Origin of the sequence: Amycolatopsis aidingensis (genome assembly GCF_018885265.1) — a bacterium.
Lineage (GTDB): Bacteria > Actinomycetota > Actinomycetes > Mycobacteriales > Pseudonocardiaceae > Amycolatopsis > Amycolatopsis aidingensis.
Map to the genome: position 1 here is coordinate 3,409,712 of NZ_CP076538.1, position 19,068 is coordinate 3,428,779.

Annotated in this window: 4 protein-coding genes; 1 reads left to right on the forward strand and 3 read right to left on the reverse strand. The window is 74.5% G+C overall.

Annotated elements, in window-relative coordinates:
- The first annotated feature begins 68 nt into the window (after positions 1-68).
- Positions 69-15,794 (forward strand): type I polyketide synthase, encoded by a 15,726-nt coding sequence (locus tag KOI47_RS15760; protein WP_408629938.1) that lies wholly within the window; start codon positions 69-71, stop codon positions 15,792-15,794.
- A gap of 50 nt (positions 15,795-15,844) precedes the next feature.
- On the opposite strand, the gene KOI47_RS15765 is transcribed toward KOI47_RS15760, so the two are convergent.
- The 3 genes from KOI47_RS15765 to KOI47_RS15775 are packed head-to-tail and all read right to left on the reverse strand — an operon-like array spanning position 15,845 to position 18,805.
- A complete protein-coding gene (locus KOI47_RS15765; RefSeq protein WP_216216694.1) occupies positions 15,845-16,888 on the reverse strand; it encodes a zinc-dependent dehydrogenase in 1,044 nt (347 codons plus the stop codon).
- Positions 16,885-17,352, reverse strand: a complete 468-nt coding sequence (locus KOI47_RS15770) for a PTS sugar transporter subunit IIA (RefSeq protein ID WP_232376765.1) — start codon at positions 17,350-17,352, stop codon at positions 16,885-16,887. Before KOI47_RS15770 ends, KOI47_RS15765 begins: the two co-directional genes overlap by 4 nt.
- Positions 17,345-18,805 (reverse strand): PTS mannitol transporter subunit IICB, encoded by a 1,461-nt coding sequence (locus tag KOI47_RS15775; protein ID WP_216216696.1) that lies wholly within the window; start codon positions 18,803-18,805, stop codon positions 17,345-17,347. Before KOI47_RS15775 ends, KOI47_RS15770 begins: the two co-directional genes overlap by 8 nt.
- Positions 18,806-19,068 lie beyond the last annotated feature (263 nt).

Below are 19,068 nucleotides of genomic sequence, written 5' to 3' on the forward strand. Positions count from 1 at the left end.
CGAGGGACCGGATAGCGAGGGACCGACGTATGACGAGCACCGAGAACAAGCTCCGCGACTACCTGAAGCTGGTCACCTCGGATCTCCGCCAGGCCCGGCAGCGGTTGCGGGAGGCCGAGGCAAGGCAGCAGGAGCCGATCGCCATCGTCGGCATGGCCTGCCGCTACCCCGGGGGGATCGGCTCCCCCGAGGACCTGTGGCGGGCGCTGGCCGAAGACAGGGATCTGGTCGGCGGGCTGCCGGCCGACCGTGGCTGGGACCTGGACTCGCTCTACCACCCCGACCCGGACCACCCCGGCACCACCTACGTGCGGGAAGGCGGCTTCCTCGCGGACGCGGCCGGGTTCGACGCCGGGTTCTTCGGTGTCTCACCCCGCGAGGCCCTGGCCATGGACCCGCAGCAACGCCTGATCCTCGAGGTCTGCTGGGAGGCTGCCGAGCGGGCCGGGATCGACCCGCGCGGCCTGCGGGGTTCCGGCACCGGCACCTTCGTCGGCGCCATCCAGCTGAACTACGGCGCCGGAGCGGCCCTGCCCGAGGGGGTCGAGGGCCACCTGGCCACCGGCACCACCGCGAGCGTGATCTCCGGCCGGGTGGCCTACCTGCTCGGGCTGCGCGGGCCCGCCGTCACCGTGGACACCGCCTGCTCCTCCTCGCTGGTCGCGCTGCACCTTGCCGCCCAGGCGCTGCGCTCGGGGGAATGCTCGCTCGCCCTGGCAGGCGGGGTGACCGTGATGCCGGGCCCCGGGGTGCTGGTCGAGTTCGCCCGGCAACGCGCCATGTCGGCCGACGGCAGGTGCAAGGCCTTCGCCGAGGCGGCCGACGGCGTCGGCTGGGGCGAGGGAGTGGGCGTGCTGCTGCTGGAGCGGCTCTCCGACGCACGCCGTCACGGGCATCGCGTCCTCGCCACCGTACGCGGTTCCGCAGTGAACTCCGACGGCGCCAGCAGCGGGCTCACCGCCCCCAGCGGTTCCGCGCAGCGGCGGGTGATCCGTGCCGCGCTGGAGGGCGCAGGGCTGTCCCCGGCGCAGGTGGACGCGATCGAAGGGCACGGCACCGGCACCGAGCTCGGCGACCCGATCGAGGCGCAGGCGCTGCTGGCGACCTATGGCGCGGACCGTGACCGTCCACTGTGGCTGGGTTCGGTGAAGTCGAATATCGGGCACACCCAGGCCGCGGCCGGGGTGGCCGGTGTGATCAAGATGGTGCAGGCCATGCGGCACGAGACGCTGCCGCGGACCCTGCACGTGGACCGGCCATCCTCCCATGTGGACTGGTCCGCGGGCCCGGTTGCCCTGCTGACCGAACCCGTGCCGTGGCCGGAGTCCGGCGAGCCACGCCGGGTCGCGGTGTCCTCCTTCGGGATCAGCGGCACCAACGCGCATGTGGTCCTGGAACAGGGGCCCGCCGCCCAGTCCATCGGTGCGCCCGGTACCGCCCCGGCGCTGGTGCCGTTGGTGCTGTCCGGCCGGTCCGCAGACGCCCTGGACGCCCAGCGGGAGGCGGTGCTGGCGACCGCGGACCAGCATCGCCAGGTGGACCTCGGCTTCTCGCTGGCCACCGCCCGCTCCACCTTCGAGCACCGCGCCGTACTGCTGGCTGGGGAAGGCGAACCGGTGCGGGTGGCGCAGGGGGTGGCCGGCGAGCCGAGGGTGGCCTTCGTGTTCTCCGGCCAGGGCGGCCAGCGGCCGGAGATGGGCAGGGAGCTGTACGCCCGGTTCCCGGTGTTCGCCGACGCCTTCGACGCCGTGCTGGCGGAACTGGGTGAACCGGTGCGGGAGCCGCAGGCGCGACCGGAGGAGACCGGCTGGGCCCAGCCCGCGCTGTTCGCGCTGGAGGTCGCGCTGTTCCGGCTGCTGGAGTCCTGGGGACTGCGGCCGGACTACCTGGTGGGGCACTCGGTGGGGGAGATCGCCGCCGCACACGTCGCCGGGGTGCTTTCCCTCGCCGACGCCTGCACCGTGGTGCGGGAACGGGCCCGGCTGATGCAGGCGCTGCCGCCCGGCGGGGCGATGATCGCGGTCCGGGCGGCCGAAGCCGAGGTGGCCCCGCTGCTTGCCGGGTACCCCGGTGCGGTGTCGCTGGCCGCGGTGAACGCGCCGGACGCGGTGGTGCTGTCCGGGGAGCACGAGGCGGTCACCGCGATCGCGGACACCCTGGCGGGCCGGGGCCACCGGACCACCCCGCTGTCCGTCAGCCACGCCTTCCACTCCCCGCTGATGGAACCCATGCTGGCGGAGTTCGCCCGCGCGGTCGCGGGGCTGGAGACCCGGCCGCCGTCCATCCCCGTGATGTCCACTGTGGATGGTGGACCGGCCACGGAGAACTGGGGCGGCCCCGAGTACTGGGTGAGCCAGGTACGGGCACCGGTGCGGTTCGCCGAGGCCGTCACCGCGCTCGCCGAGACGGGGGTGCGGGCCGTACTGGAGCTGGGGCCGGACGGCTCGCTGTGCGCCGCGGCCCTGCGGGGGCTTCCCGAGCAGGCCGTGGCGGTGCCCATCCTGCGCACGGACCGGCCCGAGGAGGAGGCGGTGCTACGGGCACTGGCCGCCCTGCACGTCACCGGGGCCGCGGTGGACTGGGCCGCGTACTTCACCGGCACCGGCGCCACCCTTGTGGACCTTCCCACCTACCCCTTCCAGCACGAACGGTTCTGGCTCACCCCGGCACCGGTCACAGCGGACGCCACCGGACTCGGCCAGGACACCCCGGAACACCCCCTGCTCGCGGCGCGGGTCACCATCGCCGACTCCACCGGGGTACTGCTCACCGGCCGCCTTTCCACCGTCACCCATCCCTGGCTGGCCGACCACGTCATCGGCGACCGGATCCTGCTGCCCGCGACGGCCTTCCTGGAGCTGGCGATCCGGGCAGGCGACGAGGTCGGCTGCGACCGGGTGGAGGAACTGACCCTCGCCGCGCCCCTGGTGCTGCCGGAACACGCCGCGGTGCAGGTGCAGGTGGCGGTGGGCGCGGGCGAGCCGGGTGAGCGCAGGGAGCTCACCGTGCACTCCCGGCCCGAGGGGGAGCCGGACGCGCCATGGACCCAGCACGCCACCGGCATCCTGACCGCGGGCACGGCGCCGGCCCCCGCCGGCAGCGGGCTCACCGAGTGGCCACCGCGGGGAGCCGAACCCGTCGGGCTGGACGGCTGCTACGAATCCCTCGCCGGGCACGGCTTCGGCTACGGGCCCGCGTTCCAGGGCCTGCGGGCGGTATGGCGCCGGGGCGAGGAGGTGTTCGCCGAGGTCGGCCTGCCCCCGGATATCGCGACCGAGGCGGCCGCATTCGGCCTGCACCCCGCCCTGCTGGACGCCGCCGTGCAGGCACCAGCCGCCGCCGACCGGGACACCGCGGGCGGCCTGCCGTTCTCCTGGCACGGGGTGTCCCTGCATGCCGGCGGAGCGACGGAACTACGGGTGCGGGTCACCCGATCCGGACCCGAAACGTTGTCCGTGCTGGCCGCCGATCCGGCGGGCGCCCCGGTCGCCACCATCGACGGGCTGGCACTGCGCGCCCTGCCCGGCCCGCGGCCGGGAGGGGACGGCATCCGGGACGCCCTGTTCACCCTCGAATGGACCCCGGTCCAGCCCGGACCCGCACCGGAGCTGCCGGTCACCGTGGCCGGGCCGGACCCGCTGGACCTCGCCGGTGCCCTGCGCGACGTCGGCCTGCGGGTGGAGACCGCGGCGGAACCGGCCCCCGCGGAGGGTCCGGTGCTGGTCAGCCTGACCGGCACCGCGGAGCCCACCGGCGAACCCGCCGCGGCCAAGGACCGGGCCGCCGCGGCGCTGGAACTGGTGCAGCGATGGCTTGCCGCGGACCCGCCGCGGGCGTGCCGCCTGGTCCTGCTCACCCGGGGCGCGATGGCAGGCACCGACCTCGCCGCCGCCGCGGCCTGGGGCCTGCTGCGCACCGCGCAGGTGGAGCACCCGGACCGGTTCACCCTCATCGACCTCGATGAGGACCGGCCGGGCCGGGAACTGGCAGGGGCACTGGGCTGCGCCGAACCGCAGCTGCTGGTCCGCGCCGGGCAGCCGCTGGCCGCCCGGCTGCATCGGGCCACCGGCGCAGCCGATTCGTCCACATGGGACAATCGCGGGACGGTGCTGGTCACCGGCGGCACCGGCGGACTCGGCCGCGAGCTGGCCCGCCACCTCGCCGCCGAGCACGGCGTCCGGCACCTGCTGCTGGCCGGCAGGCGCGGCGCCGCCGCCCCCGGAGCCGCGGAACTGGCCGAGGAACTGGCCGGGCTTGGTGCCCAGGTGCGGCTGGCGGCCTGCGATGTGACCGATCCGGACGGGGTGGCGCGGCTGCTCGCAGGGATACCCGCCGAGCACCCGCTGACCGCGGTGGTGCATGCCGCCGGGGTGCTGGACGACGGGGTCATCGAAACGCTGACCCCGCAGCGGCTGGCCACCACCCTGCGCGCCAAGGCCGAGGCGGCCTGGCGGCTGCACGAGGCCACCCGCGACCTCGACCTGAACGCTTTCGTGCTGTTCTCCTCGGTGGCAGGCACCTTCGGCGGCGCGGGGCAGGGCAACTACGCGGCCGCGAACGCCTTCCTGGACGGCCTCGCCCGGTGGCGCCGGGCCCGCGGACTGCCCGCGACCAGCCTGGCCTGGGGCGCCTGGGCGACCGAAACCGGGATGACCACTGGCCGCGCGGAAACCGACCGCACCAGGGCCGCCCGCTCCGGGCTGCCCCCGCTTACCGTGCGGCAGGGGCTGGAGCTGTTCGACGCGGCGCTGGCCGACGGCGGGCCCGTCCTGCTGCCGGTGCGGATCGACCTGCCGGCCGTGCGTTCCAGGGGCGAGGTGCCGCACCTGCTGCGCGACCTGATCCGCAGCCCGGCCCGGCCTGCCGCGAACCGGCAGGCCGGGACCGGCAACGACCTGGCGAGCAGGCTCACCGGCCTGCCGGAGGCGGAACGCGCCGGGGTGGTGCTGGAGCTGACCCGCGGCGCGGTCGCCGCGGTGCTCGGCCATCCCGGTGCCGCCGCGGTCGATCCGGCGCGGAACTTCCAGGACCTGGGGATCGACTCGCTGACCGCGGTCGAGCTGCGCAACCGGCTGGGCACGGAGACCGGGCTACGGTTGCCTGCCACCCTGGTCTTCGACCACCCCACGGCCGCCGCGCTGGCGGAGCGGCTGCTGGCCGAGCTGACCGGAAGCTCCGGTGCGGGCGCACCGGCCATGGCCGCCCCGCGAGCCGCGCCGGAGGCGGGGGAGCCGGTCGCCATCGTCGGCATGGCCTGCCGCTACCCCGGAGGGGTGCGTTCCCCGGAGGACCTGTGGCGGCTGGTCAGCGCGGGCACGGACGCGATCACCGGGTTCCCGGACAACCGTGGCTGGGACCTGGACCGCCTCTACCACCCGGATCCCGCGCATCCGGGCACCTCCTACACCCGGCACGGCGGGTTCCTGCACGAGGCGGGCGAGTTCGACGCCGAGCTGTTCCGGATGAGCCCGCGGGAGGCGCTGGCCACCGACGCCCAGCAACGGCTGCTGCTGGAAGCCTCCTGGGAGGCGCTGGAACGAGCCGGGATCGACCCCACCTCGCTGTCCGGCAGCCCCACCGGCCTGTTCGCGGGCGTGATGTACAACGACTACGTCAACCTGCTGCCTGCCGCGGAGTTCGAGGGTCTGCGCGGCAACGGCAGCGCGCCCAGCGTCGCCTCCGGCCGGGTCGCCTACGCCTTCGGGTTGCAGGGACCCACGCTCACCGTGGACACCGCCTGCTCCTCCTCGCTGGTCGCGCTGCATCTGGCGGGCCAGGCGCTGCGGTCGGGGGAGTGCACCCTCGCCCTGGCAGGCGGGGTCACCGTGATGTCCACCCCCGGCGTGTTCCTCGAGTTCTCCCGGCAGCGCGGGCTGGCCCCGGACGGGCGCAGCAAGTCCTATGCGGACACCGCGGACGGGGTGGCCTGGTCCGAGGGTGTCGGGATGCTGGTGCTGGAGCGGCTGTCCGACGCGGAGCGCAACGGGCACCCGGTACTCGCGGTGCTGCGCGGTAGCGCGGTGAACTCCGATGGCGCATCCAACGGCCTGACCGCCCCGAACGGGCCCGCGCAGCAGCGTGTCATCCACACCGCGCTGACAACCGCCGGACTGTCCACATCGGAGGTCGATGTGGTGGAGGGGCACGGCACCGGTACCGCGCTGGGTGACCCGATCGAGGCGCAGGCGTTGCTGGCGACCTACGGCCAGGACCGGGAGACCCCGCTGCTGCTGGGTTCCATCAAGTCCAACCTCGGGCATACCCAGGCCGCGGCCGGGGTGGCCGGTGTGATCAAGATGGTGCAGGCCATGCGGCACGGCAGGCTGCCACGCACCCTGCACGTGGCCGAACCCTCAACGCATGTGGACTGGTCCACCGGTGCGGTCGAGCTGCTGCGCGAGGAAACCGCATGGCCGCAGGCCGACCGGCCGCGCCGGGCAGGGGTGTCCTCCTTCGGCGTGAGCGGCACCAACGCACACCTGATCATCGAGCAGGCACCACCGGCCCCCGCACCGCGGACACCGGAGGCCCCGCAGGCACAACCCCGGCCCGGCGCCGTGCCCTGGCTCGTCTCCGGCCGCACCGAGCGGGCCCTGCGCCGCCAGGCCGCCGCGCTGGCCGAGGTGGCGGGCGAGCACGAGCCAGCCGATGTCGGGCTGTCCCTTGCCACCACCCGGGCCGCGCTGGAACACCGCGCCGTCGTGGTCGGCACCGGCGGCGCCGAGCTCGCCGCCGGGTTGCGGGCGGTGGCCGAGGGACGCCCCGCACCGGGCGTGCTCGTGGGCGAGGCCGCGGACACCGGCAGGGGCGTGGTCTTCGCCTTCCCAGGGCAGGGTTCCTACTGGCACGGGATGGGGGCCGAGCTGCTGGAGACCGAACCGGTGTTCGCCGAGTCGGTGGCCCGCTGTGCCGAGGCACTCCAGCCATGGCTGGACTGGTCGGTGCCCGAGGTGCTGCGCGGCGCGGCGAGCGCACCCTCGCTGGACCGGCTCGATGTGGCCCAGCCCGCGCTGTGGGCGGTCACGGTGTCGCTGGCACAGGTCTGGCTGGCACACGGGGTACGGCCTGCCGCCGTGCTCGGGCATTCACAGGGCGAGATCGCAGCGGCCTGCGTGGCCGGTGCACTGTCCATCGAGGACGGTGCTGCGGTGGTGGCGTTGCGCAGCCGCGCCATCGCCGAGGAACTACAGGGACACGGCGGCATGCTCGCGGTGCCGCTGGCCGAGGACGCGGCCAGGGAGCGGCTGCGGCCGTGGGAGCCGCGGCTGTCCCTTGCCGCGGTGAACGGCCCGGCCTCCGTGGTGGTCTCCGGGGACCACACCGCGCTCGCGGAGTTCGCCGCGGCCTGCGCGGCCGATGGCCTCCAGGCCACCACGGTCACCGGCGACTTCCCCGCGCACTCCGCCCGGTTCGAGCGGGTGCGCGAGCGGATGCACACCGGGCTGGCCGGTATCCGGCCGGGCCGGGGTGAGGTGCCGCTGCTGTCCACGGTCACCGGCGACTGGCTGGATCCCGCGCGGATGGACGCCGGGTACTGGTACGCCAACATGCGCGAGACCGTCCGGCTGGAGCCTGCCGTCCGTGCCCTGCTCGGCCATGGCCACTCCCTGTTCGTGGAGGTCGGCCCGCACCCGGTGCTCACCGCGGGCATCACCGAGACCATCGAAACGGCCGGGGCCGATGCCGCCATCGTGCCAACCCTCCGGCGCGGTGACGGCGGCCGGGCGCGGCTGCTGCGCTCCTTCGCCGAGGCGAGCCTGCACGGCGCCCCGCTCGACTGGGCAGCCTGCTTCACCGGCGCCGGCGCCCGCCGGGTCGACCTGCCCACCTACGCCTTCGACCGCACCCGGTACTGGCCGGGCCCCGCGCGGGACACCGCGGACCCGGCCGCCGCCGGGCTCACCCCGGCACACCATCCGCTGCTGAGTGCCGCGCTGCGCCTGGCCGACCGCGGCGAGGACCTGGTGCTCACCGGCCGGATCTCGCTGGCCACCCACCCCTGGCTGGCCGACCACACCGTCGGTGGCTCGGTCCTGTTCCCCGGCACCGGGTTCGTCGAGCTCGCCGTGCGCGCGGGCGACGAGACCGGGTGTGAGCGGGTGGCCGAGCTGGCGCTGGCCGCGCCGATGGTGCTGCCCGAGAACGATGCCCTGCGGCTACAGGTCGTGGTGGGCGAACCCGGCGAGTCGGGGCAGCGCAGCCTGGCGGTGTACGCCCGGCCGGACGGCGCGGAGGACCTGCCATGGACCCGGCACGCCACCGGCCTGCTCGCGCCGGGGGAGCGGACCGGGGGCACCCCGGCCTTCGACGCCAGCATCTGGCCGCCCGCCGGGGCCGAGCCCGTCCCGGTGGAGGGGTGCTATGCCGAGTTCGCCGAGCGCGGCCTCGGCTACGGCCCCGCCTTCCAGGGGCTGCGGACGGTGTGGCGGCGGGGCGCCGAGGTCTTCGCCGAGGTCGCCCTCCCCGCCGGGGACGCCGGCGGGTTCGGCCTGCACCCGGCCCTGCTGGACGCCGCCCTGCACGCCGCACTGCGTGCCCACCCCTCCGGCCAGGCCGAGCCCGCCGGACTCCCGTTCTCCTGGGAGGACGTGCGGTTGCACGCCTCCGGCGCGACCGAGCTGCGGGTACGGATCGCACCCGCGGGCGCGGAGGCCCTTTCCCTCGCCGTGGCCGATCCGGCAGGCGCACCCGTGGCCTCGGTATCCGCCCTGCGCACCAGGGCCGTGCCCGTCGATCAGCTGAGCTCCCCGGCCACCGACCCCCTGTTCGGCCTGGACTGGATCCCCGTTGAACTGTCCACGGTGGACTCCGAGGTGAGCGTGCTCGGCCCGGACGAGCTCGGCCTCACCGCGCGGCTGGACCGGACGGTGCCGCCCGACCTGGACGCGCGACAACAGACCGTGCTGGTACCGGTGGCCGGTGCGGGCGGCCAGGACACGATCGGCTCGGCGCACGCGGGCACCGAACGGGCGCTGGCGATACTGCAGGACCGGCTGTCCCGCACCGTAGGCGGCCGGCTGGTCTTCGTCACCCGCGGCGCGCTCACCGGGCACGATCCCGCGGCCGCCGCGGTCTGGGGTCTGGTGCGCTCGGCCCAGGCCGAGCACCCCGGCTGCTTCGGCCTCGTCGATCTCGACCAGGACTCCGATGCCCTGCCGCGGGAGTGCCTCGACCCCGCCGAGCCGCAGCTGGTCGTCCGGGACGGGCGGGCGCTGGCCGCCCGCCTCACCAGGATCCCCGGTACACCCGAACCGTCCACATGGGATACCCGGGGCACGGTGCTGGTCACCGGCGGCACCGGCGGGCTCGGCGCGACCGTGGCACGGCACCTGGCCGAGCGAGGCTTCCGGCACCTGCTGCTGGCCGGGCGCCGGGGTACCGCGGCACCCGGTATCCCGGAGCTGGTCACCGAGCTCGCCGGGCTGGGTGCCCAGGTGCGAGTGGCGGCCTGCGACCTGGCCGACCGGCAGGCGGTGGCGGAGCTGGTCGCCGGGATACCCGAGCGGCATCCGCTGACCGCGGTGGTGCATGCCGCCGGGGTGCTGGACGACGGGGTGGTGGAGGCACTGACCCCGCCGCGGCTGGCCACCACCCTGCGGCCGAAGGTGGACGCGGCCTGGCACCTGCACGAGGCAACCCGCGACCTCGACCTGGACGCCTTCGTGCTGTTCTCCTCCGCTGCCGGGATCCTCGGGGCCGCGGGCCAGGGCAACTACGCCGCGGGCAACGCCTTCCTGGACGCGCTCGCCCGGCACCGGAGGGCCAGTGGCCTGCCGGCCCAGTCCCTTGCCTGGGGCGGCTGGGCCGAGACCGGCATGGCCGCGGGCCTCGCCCCGGCGGAGCGGGATCGGATGGCCCGCCTCGGCCTGCCGCCGCTGCCCACCGCGCGGGGGCTCGACCTCTTCGACCGGGCGACCGCCATGGCCGAGCCGGTGCTGCTGCCGGTGCGGCTGGACCTGCCCGCGATCCGCGCGCGGGGCGAGGTACCGCCGTTGCTGCGCGGGCTGCTGCCCGCCGCCGGACGCCCCGTCGCCCAGCAGGCCCCGGCGGCCGCGGCCGGGCAGCTCACCCGCCAGCTGCGCGGCCTGCCCCCGCGGGAACGCACCGAGCTGGTGGGGGAGCTGGTGCGGAGCCGGATCGCGGCCGTACTCGGCCATGACAGCCCGCAGGCGATCGATCCGGACCGGGCCTTCACCGACCTCGGGTTCGACTCCCTGACCGGGGTGGAGCTGCGCAACCAGCTGGTCACCGCGACCGGGCTGCGGCTGCCGGCCACCGCCGTGTTCGACCATCCCTCGGCCTCGGCGCTGACCGGGCACCTGCTGACGGAACTGCTCGGCGGTGCCGCACCGGAGCAGGCACCGGCCGGCCCCGCCGAGACGGGGGACCCGATCGTGATCGTCGGGATGAGCTGCCGCTACCCCGGCGGAGCGGGCTCCCCGGAACAGCTGTGGCGGCTGCTGTGCGAGGGCACCGACGCCACCTCCGAGTTCCCTGCGGACCGTGGCTGGGACCTCGACCGGCTCCGGCACCCGGACCGGGACCGCCCCGGTACCTCCGCCACCCACCGCGGCGGGTTCCTGCCGGACGCGGCCGGGTTCGACGCCGCCTTCTTCGGCATGAGCCCCCGGGAGGCGCTGGCCACCGACGCCCAGCAGCGGCTGCTGCTGGAGTCCGCATGGGAGGCACTGGAAGCGGCGGGGGTGAACCCGGCGTCGGCCCGTGGTAGCCGCACCGGGGTGTTCACCGGCCTGATGTACGGCGACTACGCGACCCTGCTGGACGGGCCGGAGTTCGAGGGCTATCGGGGCAACGGCAGCGCGGGCAGCGTGGCTTCCGGCAGGGTGGCTTATGCGCTGGGGTTGGAGGGGCCCGCGGTGACGGTGGATACGGCGTGTTCGTCCTCGTTGGTGGCGTTGCACTGGGCGGCGCAGGCGTTGCGTTCGGGGGAGTGTTCGCTGGCGCTGGCGGGTGGGGTGACCGTGATGGCCACCCCGGAGGCCTTCGTGGAATTCTCCCGCCAGGGCGGCCTCGCGCCCGACGGGCGGTGCAAGGCCTTCGCGGACTCGGCCGATGGCGTGGCCTGGTCCGAGGGAGTCGGGATGCTGGTGCTGGAGCGGCTGTCCGATGCGGAGCGCAACGGGCACCGGATTCTCGCGGTGGTGCGGGGCAGCGCGGTGAATCAGGACGGTGCTTCGAATGGTTTGACGGCGCCGAACGGGCCGTCGCAGCAGCGGGTGATCCGGCAGGCGCTGGCCGCGGCCGGGTTGTCCGCCTCGGAGGTGGATGTGGTGGAGGGGCACGGGACCGGCACCCCGCTCGGGGATCCGATCGAGGTGCAGGCGCTGCTGGCGACCTATGGCCAGGATCGGGAGACCCCGCTGTTGTTGGGTTCGGTGAAGTCGAATCTTGGGCATACTCAGGCCGCGGCCGGGGTGGCTGGTGTGATCAAGATGGTGCAGGCTATGCGGCACGGCCAGCTCCCGCGCACCCTGCATGCCGATGCGCCCTCGTCCCAGGTGGACTGGACTGCCGGGAAGGTGGAACTGCTGGCGCAGCCCGCCGGCTGGCCGGAGACCGGTCACCCCCGGCGTGCCGGGGTGTCCTCCTTCGGGATCAGCGGCACCAACGCCCATGTCATCCTGGAACAGCCGCCCGCAACCGAACCCGCCCCCGTGGAACCGGACGTCCCTGCCATCGTGCCCTGGGTGCTGTCCGCGCGCGACCGGCAGGCGCTGCGGGCACAGGCCGCCCGGCTGCGAAGGCGGGTGCGCGCGGGCGACCTCACCGCCCGCGACCTCGGCTACACCCTGGCCACCGCCCGCCCCGCCTTCGGCCACCGCGCGGCCGTGCTCGCCGAGGAAGGCGACCAGGACACCGCGCTGCGGGCGCTCGGTGCCCTGGCCGCGGGCGAGCCGGACCCGGGGCTGGTCGACGGCGAACCCGTACCCGGCCGGATCGCCGCCGTGTTCCCCGGCCAGGGCGCGCAGCGGCTGGAGATGGGCCGGGAACTCGCGGACCGCTACCCGGTGTTCGCCACGGCACTGGAGCGGGTGTGCGGGCTGCTGGACGACCTGCTGCCCCGGCCGCTGCGCGAGGTCGCCTGGGGCACGGACGCCGCGCTGCTGGAACGCACCGGCTGGGCACAGCCCACGCTGTTCGCCTTCGAGGTCGCCCTGTTCCGGCTGCTGGAGTCCTGGGGGCTGCGACCGGACCTGGTCCTCGGGCACTCGATCGGCGAGATCGCGGCCGCGCATGTGGCGGGCGCGATCTCGCTGCCGGACGCCTGCACCCTGGTCGCGGCGCGGGCCCGGCTGATGGAGGCGCTGCCGGAGGGCGGCGCGATGGTCGCGGTACGGGCCACCGAGCAGGAGGTGGAACCGCTGCTCGTCCCCGGGGTGTCGATCGCCGCGGTGAACGCACCCGGCTCGGTGGTGCTCTCCGGTACCGAGCCGGAGGTGACCGCGCTCGCCGCCGGGTTCGCCGACCAGGGAAGGGAAACCCGGCGGCTCACGGTGAGCCACGCCTTCCACTCGCCCCTGATGGAGCCGATGCTGGCGGAGTTCGGCACCGCGGTAAGCGGAATCGAGGTGACCGAACCCGCCATCCCACTGGTGTCCAATGTGACCGGTGCCAGGGTGACCGCGGCGGAACTGGCCGAACCCGGCTACTGGACCAGGCACGTGCGGCAGACCGTGCGCTTCGCCGCCGGGGTGCGCACCCTGCGGGAGGAGGGCGCCGGGATCTTCCTCGAACTGGGACCGCAGGCCGCACTCAGCGCGATGGTGGAGGACACCCTCGCCGAGCGGGAGGACCAGGGGTCCTGGCTCGCCCTTCCGATGCTGCGTACCGGCCGCGGTGAGCTGGCCGCCCTGCTCACCGCGCTGTGCACGGCGCACTGCGCAGGCGCCGGGATCGACTGGCCCGCCTTTTTCGCCGGAACCGGTGCGCGCCTGGCAGACCTGCCGACCTACCCGTTCCAGCACACCCGGTACTGGCCGTCCGGCGGACCGCGGCGCGGCGATGTCACCGCGGCCGGGCTCACCGAAGCCGGGCATCCCCTGCTCGGGGCGGTGGCCGAGTTCGCGGACGGCGACGGCGCGCTGTTCACCAGCAGGCTGTCGGTGCGCGAACACTCGTGGTTGGCCGACCATGCCGTCTTCGGCCGGACCCTGCTGCCCGGGACCGCACTGGTGGAACTGGCCTTACGCGCTGGCGACCAGGTCGGCTGCGGCAGCCTCGCCGAGCTCACCCTGGCCGCCCCGCTGCTGCTGCCCGAGGACGACGAGATCGTGCTACAGGTCCGGGTCGGCGCGCAGGCGGAGGAAGGGCAGGAACGGCAGGAAGGACACCGCACCGTCACCGTCCACTCCAGACCGCAGCACACCGGCGGCCGATGGACCCTGCACGCCACCGGCATCCTCGCCCCGCCGCCGGATCCCGCCGCGGGCGATGTCGCCGGGCAGTGGCCGCCACCGGAGGCCGAACCGCTCGACGCCGCAGGCTGCTACCAGCACTTCGCCGCGGCCGGACTCGGCTACGGGCCCGCCTTCCGCGGGCTGCGGGCGGCCTGGCGGCTCGGCGAGGAGGTCCTCGCCGAGGTCGAGCTGCCCGAGCAGCTACGCGAGCAGGCCGGCCGGTTCGGGCTGCATCCCGTGCTGCTCGACTCGGCCCTGCACGCGATCATGCTGGCTGGCGGGCAGCTGGGGCAGCTGCGGCTGCCGTTCTCCTGGGAGGGGGTGCACCTGCACGCCGAGGGAGCCGCCGTGCTGCGGGTCCGCCTGCGCTGGTCCGGGGACACGCTGGCCATCCGCGCCACCGACGAGCGGGAGCGGCCGGTGGCCACCGTGGCGGGCCTGCACCTGCGTGCCGTATCGGCGGGGCAACTCGCCGCTGCCGATGCGGGCGGCCCGGCGCGAGACTCGCTGTTCCAGCTCGACTGGACCGGGGTACATCCGGAAGCCGATGAGCCGGGGAGCTGCGCGGTACTCGGTCCGGACCCTTTCGGGCTCACCGCGACCGGCCTGCGGGCCGTGACCGCCGCCGGGCTGGACGAGCTGACCGGAATGGACCCGGTGCCCGAGGTGGTGCTCGCTGCACTCGCCGCCGATTCCGGCGATGACCCACCCGCCGCGGCGCACCACCTGGCCGCCGAGGCGCTGCGCCTGGCCCAGCGGTGGCTGGCCACGGCCGAGTTCGCCGGATCGCGGCTGGTGTTCCTCACCCGCGGCGCGGTACCCGCCGGGGACAGCCCGGCGGACCCGGCGGCCGCGGCACTCTGGGGGCTGGTGCGCTCGGCCCAGGCGGAGCACCCCGGCCGGTTCGGCCTGCTCGACCTGGACGGACCGGCGCCGCCCCCCGCGGCGGCACTGGCGCGGGCACTGGCGGCCACCGCGACCGAACCGCAGCTCGCCCTCCGCGGCGGCGAACTGTTCGCCGCCCGGCTGCGCCACGCTCCCGCCGCGGGGGAGCAGGGACCGGAATGGGACCCGGAGGGCACCGTGGTGATCACCGGCGGCACCGGGGGACTCGGCGGCCTGCTCGCCAGGCACCTGGCCGCCGAGCACGGGGCGCGCCGGTTCCTGCTGCTCAGCCGCCGTGGCCAGGACAGCCCCGGCACCGCCGACCTGGTGGCGGAACTGGCAGGGCACGGCGCACAGGCCGAGGTGGTGGCCTGCGACGGCGGCGACCGCGCGGCGCTCGCCGCCGCGCTGGCGGCCGTGCCGCCAGCGCACCCGGTGCGGGCGGTGGTGCACGCCGCCGGGGTGCTGGACGACGGTGTGCTGGAAGGCCTGACGCCCGAGCGGGTCGGCGGGGTGCTCCGGGCCAAGGCGGACGCCGCCTGGCATCTGCACGAGCTGACCAGCGGGTTCGACCTCACCGCCTTCGTGCTGTTCTCCTCGGTGACAGGCACCCTCGGCGCCGCCGGGCAGGCCAACTACGCCGCGGCCAACGCCTTCCTCGACGCGCTCGCCGGGCACCGGCAGGCCGCCGGGCTGCCCGCGATGTCCCTCGCCTGGGGCCCTTGGGATACCGAGGCCGGGATGACGCGGCAGCTGAGCGCGGCCGGGGGCGAGCGGATCCGCCGCACCGGCATGGTGGCGCTGTCCCCGGCGGAGGGTCTTGCCCTGTTCGACGCCGCCCTGCGCGGGGACCGGCCCGCGGTCGTCCCGGCCCGGCTGGACCTGCCCGCGTTGCACGCCAAGGGCGAGCTCCCGCCACTACTGCACGGCCTGGTCCGGGCGCCAGCCCGCCGCGCCGCCGCCGAACCCGTCGCGGACCTGCGTGAACGCCTGGCCGGCTTGCCTGCAGCGCAGCGGGAACAGGCCCTGCTCGACCTGGTCCGGGCCGAGGCCGCCGCGGTACTGGGTCACCAGGGTGCGGACGCGGTGGACTCCGGGCACCGGTTCTCCGACCTGGGATTCGACTCGCTGACCGCGGTGGAGCTACGGAACCGGCTCGGCAGGGCGACCGGGCTACGGCTGCCTGCCGCGCTGCTGTTCGACCACCCGAGCCCGGCGGCCCTGGCCGCGCACCTGCTGCCCCGGCTCGCTCCCGAGCCGGAGGAGGAGCACGGCGTGCTGGCGGAGCTGGACCGGCTGCGGGCGCGGCTGGCCGGGCTGACCGCCGACGAGACCCTGCGCAGGCAGGTGGCAGGCAGGCTGGAGGTACTGCTGGCCGGATGGTCCGGCCGGCCGGAACCGGAAACGAACGGCAATGGCGCGGCCGACTTCGGCTCGGCCTCGGACGAGGAGATGTTCAGCCTGCTGGACCACGAACTCGGGCAGGGCTGAGCAGGCGGGCAGGCCGCCGGGACCGCACCGGCCCGGCGGCCTGCCCGCCTTCACGGCTCGATGCTCACCTTGATCGCCTCGCCGCTGGCCACCAGCCGGATGGCCTCGGGCAGCCGGTCCAGTGGCAGGGTATGGGTGATCAGGTCCCGCACCGCAACCGCACCGCTCGCGATCAGCTCCAGCGCCCGTTTGTTGTGCGCAGGGGTGGAACCGTTGGCCCCCACGATGCTCAGCTCGCGGTAGTGCACAAGGTTCGCGTCCAGCGTGATCGTCGGCTTGTCCTTGGGCAGGCCGCCGAACAGGCTGATCCGGCCGCGGCGGGCGGTCATCCGCTGCGCGTCCTCCTGCGCCGCACCGGAGGCCGCCGCGGTGATCACCACATCGGCCCCGCGCCCTTCGGTCAGCTCGAGCACCTCGTCCACCACGTCCACATCGGACCCGCAGATCGCCGCGTCCGGCTCGACCACGGCGGCCGACATGTCCAGCCTGGACCGGCTCAGCTCCACCAGGAACACCTTGGCCGCACCACGCGCGCGGGCGAGCCGTACATGCATGCAGCCGACCGGACCGGCCCCGATCACCACCACCTCGTCCCCGGTACCGACCCCGGCCAGCTCCTGGCCGTTGAGCACGCAGGCAAGCGGCTCGGCCACCGAGGCCTCGGCGAAACCGACCCCGTCCGGAATGCGGTTCAGCCCGTCCACCGCCAGTACCTGCACCGGCACCACCAGATACTCGGCGAACCCGCCGTCGTAGTGATAGCCGACCGAGGTCTGGTTCGGGCAGATCGTCATCCGGTCGCCCGTGCAGTCCTGGCAGGTGCCACAGGGCACTGCGGCGATCACCTGCACCCGGTCCCCGGCGGCCCAGCCGCCGTGGACCTCCGGCCCGGTCTCCACCACCTCGCCCGCGATCTCGTGCCCGATCACCCTCGGCGGCACCAGATGGTGGTGGCCGTGGTTGAAGATCTTCACGTCGGTCCCGCAGGTGGAGCAGTGCCGGACCCGGATCCGGACCTCCCGCGGGCCGAGCGGCCGCCACTCGGCATCCTCCAGTCGCAGGTCCCCTGGCGCGTAGAACCGTGCGACCCTCATGCGCCTGCCCCTTTCCGCACCGAACCCAGCAACTCGTGCACGGTGTCCACACTGGTCGTGCCGCGCAGCAGCTCGGCCCGTTCGGCGTCGAGCAGGACCTCCGCCAGGGCGGAGAGCACGGCCACGTGCTCCTCGCCCCTGGCCGCGATGGCCACGCACACCCGCACCGGGGTGCCGGTATCCCAGTCCACCCCGCCGGGGAACTGCAGCACGCCAAGGGCGGTGTGCCGCACCAGCGCCCTGGCGGCGTCGGTGCCGTGCGGGATCGCCACCCCCTCGCCGATGTAGGTGGAAACCGACCGCTCGCGTTCCAGCATGGTCTGCGGGTAGCCCGGCTCCACCGCGCCGATCTCGGTCAGCAGGGCGCCGCACTGGGCGATCGCGTCCCACTTGTCGGCCGCGGTCAGCCCGAGCCGGATACTGTCCTTCGGCAACACGTCCTGAGCTGGTCTCGAGTCAGCCACGAAGCTCCTTACCATCCTTGATCGCGGCCTCGATCCGGTCGAAGGCCGGGTCCTTGAGGAACGAGTGGAACTCGACCACCACCGCTTGCGGCGCGGATGCCCGTGCCCGGTCGGCCAGCTCGGCGTGCGTGAGCACCAGCAGCGCGTCCGCCGGGATCTCGTGCACCGAAACCGCCTCCACCCGCACACCATGTGGTTCCAGCCGTTTACGCAGCTGGCCGGTGAGCATCATGCTGCTGCCCATCCCGGCGTCGCAGGCGACCACGAGCCTGGTCAGGGTGTCCGCGCGGACAACAGGGCCGGCCCGCTCCGGTTCGGACCGCTCGCCCGGCGCGGCGCCGACCCGGGTCTGCCGCGGCGCGCCCGCCGCGGGCGTGACCTCCGGCGTGGTGATCGCCTCGTTCTGGGCGCGGCCGAACCCGAGCAGGGCGGCGGCGAACACGAACGCCACCACCGCGGCGACCACGATGCACAGCAGCACGCTGAGATGCCCGCCGCGTGGGGTCACCGCGAGGTAGGCGAAGACACTGCCGGGAGCCGGGGTGGCGAGCAGGCCCGAGTTGGTCATCATCGCGGTGGCCACACCGGCCATGCCGCCCGCGATCGCCGCAAGCAGCAGGCGCGGCTTCATCAGCACGTACGGGAAGTAGATCTCGTGGATGCCACCGAGGAAGTGGATGATCATGGCGCCGGGGACGGTTGGCCGCATCGTGCGCGGTCCGAAAAGGAGGAACGCGGTCAGGATGCCGAGTCCGGGACCGGGGTTCGTCTCGATCATGAACAGCATCGACTGGCCCGCCCCGGACACCTCGGCCGCGCCGAGGGTGCCGAGCACGCCGTGGTTGATCGCGTTGTTCAGGAACAGCACCTTGGCCGGTTCCACGATGAGCGACACCAGCGGCAGCAGGTTGTTCGTGATCAGCGCGTCCACGCCGGTACCCGCGGCCTCGGTCAGCGCCTCGATCATCGGTCCCACGGCGGCCAGTCCCAGCAGCGCCATGCCCGCGCCGAGAATGCCGAGGCTGAAGTTGTTGACCAGCATCTCGAAGCCGGTCTTGATCCGGCCGTCGACCAGCCGGTCGAACCACTTCAGCAGCAGCGCGGCGATCGGCGCGATGATCATCGCGCCGAGGAACATCGGGGCCTCGGTGCCGACCACCACGCCCATCGTGGCCACCGCGCCGATCACCGCGCCGCGTTGCCCGTGCACCATCCGGCCACCGGTGTAGCCGATCAGCAGCGGCAGCAGGGTGCTGAGCATCGGGCCGACCAGGGCGCCCAGCGTCTCGTTCGGCAGCCAGCCTTCCGGGATGAACAGCGCGGTGATCAGGCCCCAGGCAATGAAGGCGCCGATGTTCGGCATGATCATTCCGGCCAGGTAGCGGCCGAAGCGCTGCACCCTTGCCCGCGCGCCAGTGCCCTGCAAATGCTTGAGTTCAGCGATACTGGTCATCGGCTTGCTCCGTCCGTGCACCTGGTGTGGCCCGTGTGGTGATCACGAAGGTGGTCGGGTACCGGGTGGCGAGGTACCAGGGCGAACGTACCGGTGGCTCCGCAGGCAGGGAAGGTCGCCGATGCTCATCTGTGGATCGCCGTCCGGCCACCGGATCGGATCGTGGCGCCGGGGTGCGCTCGTCTGCTCCGGTTCCGGTGCGTCGCCCGGCCGGCGGGCGCCGTCCACGAGGTGTTGGCGTTCTTCCGCATACATGTGGCTTT

Bases quoted from the DNA above. Each gene is read 5' to 3' on its own strand.
- KOI47_RS15765 (WP_216216694.1), bottom strand. From the start codon at position 16,888: ATGAGGGTCGCACGGTTCTACGCGCCAGGGGACCTGCGACTGGAGGAT.
- KOI47_RS15775 (WP_216216696.1), bottom strand. From the start codon at position 18,805: ATGACCAGTATCGCTGAACTCAAGCATTTGCAGGGCACTGGCGCGCGG.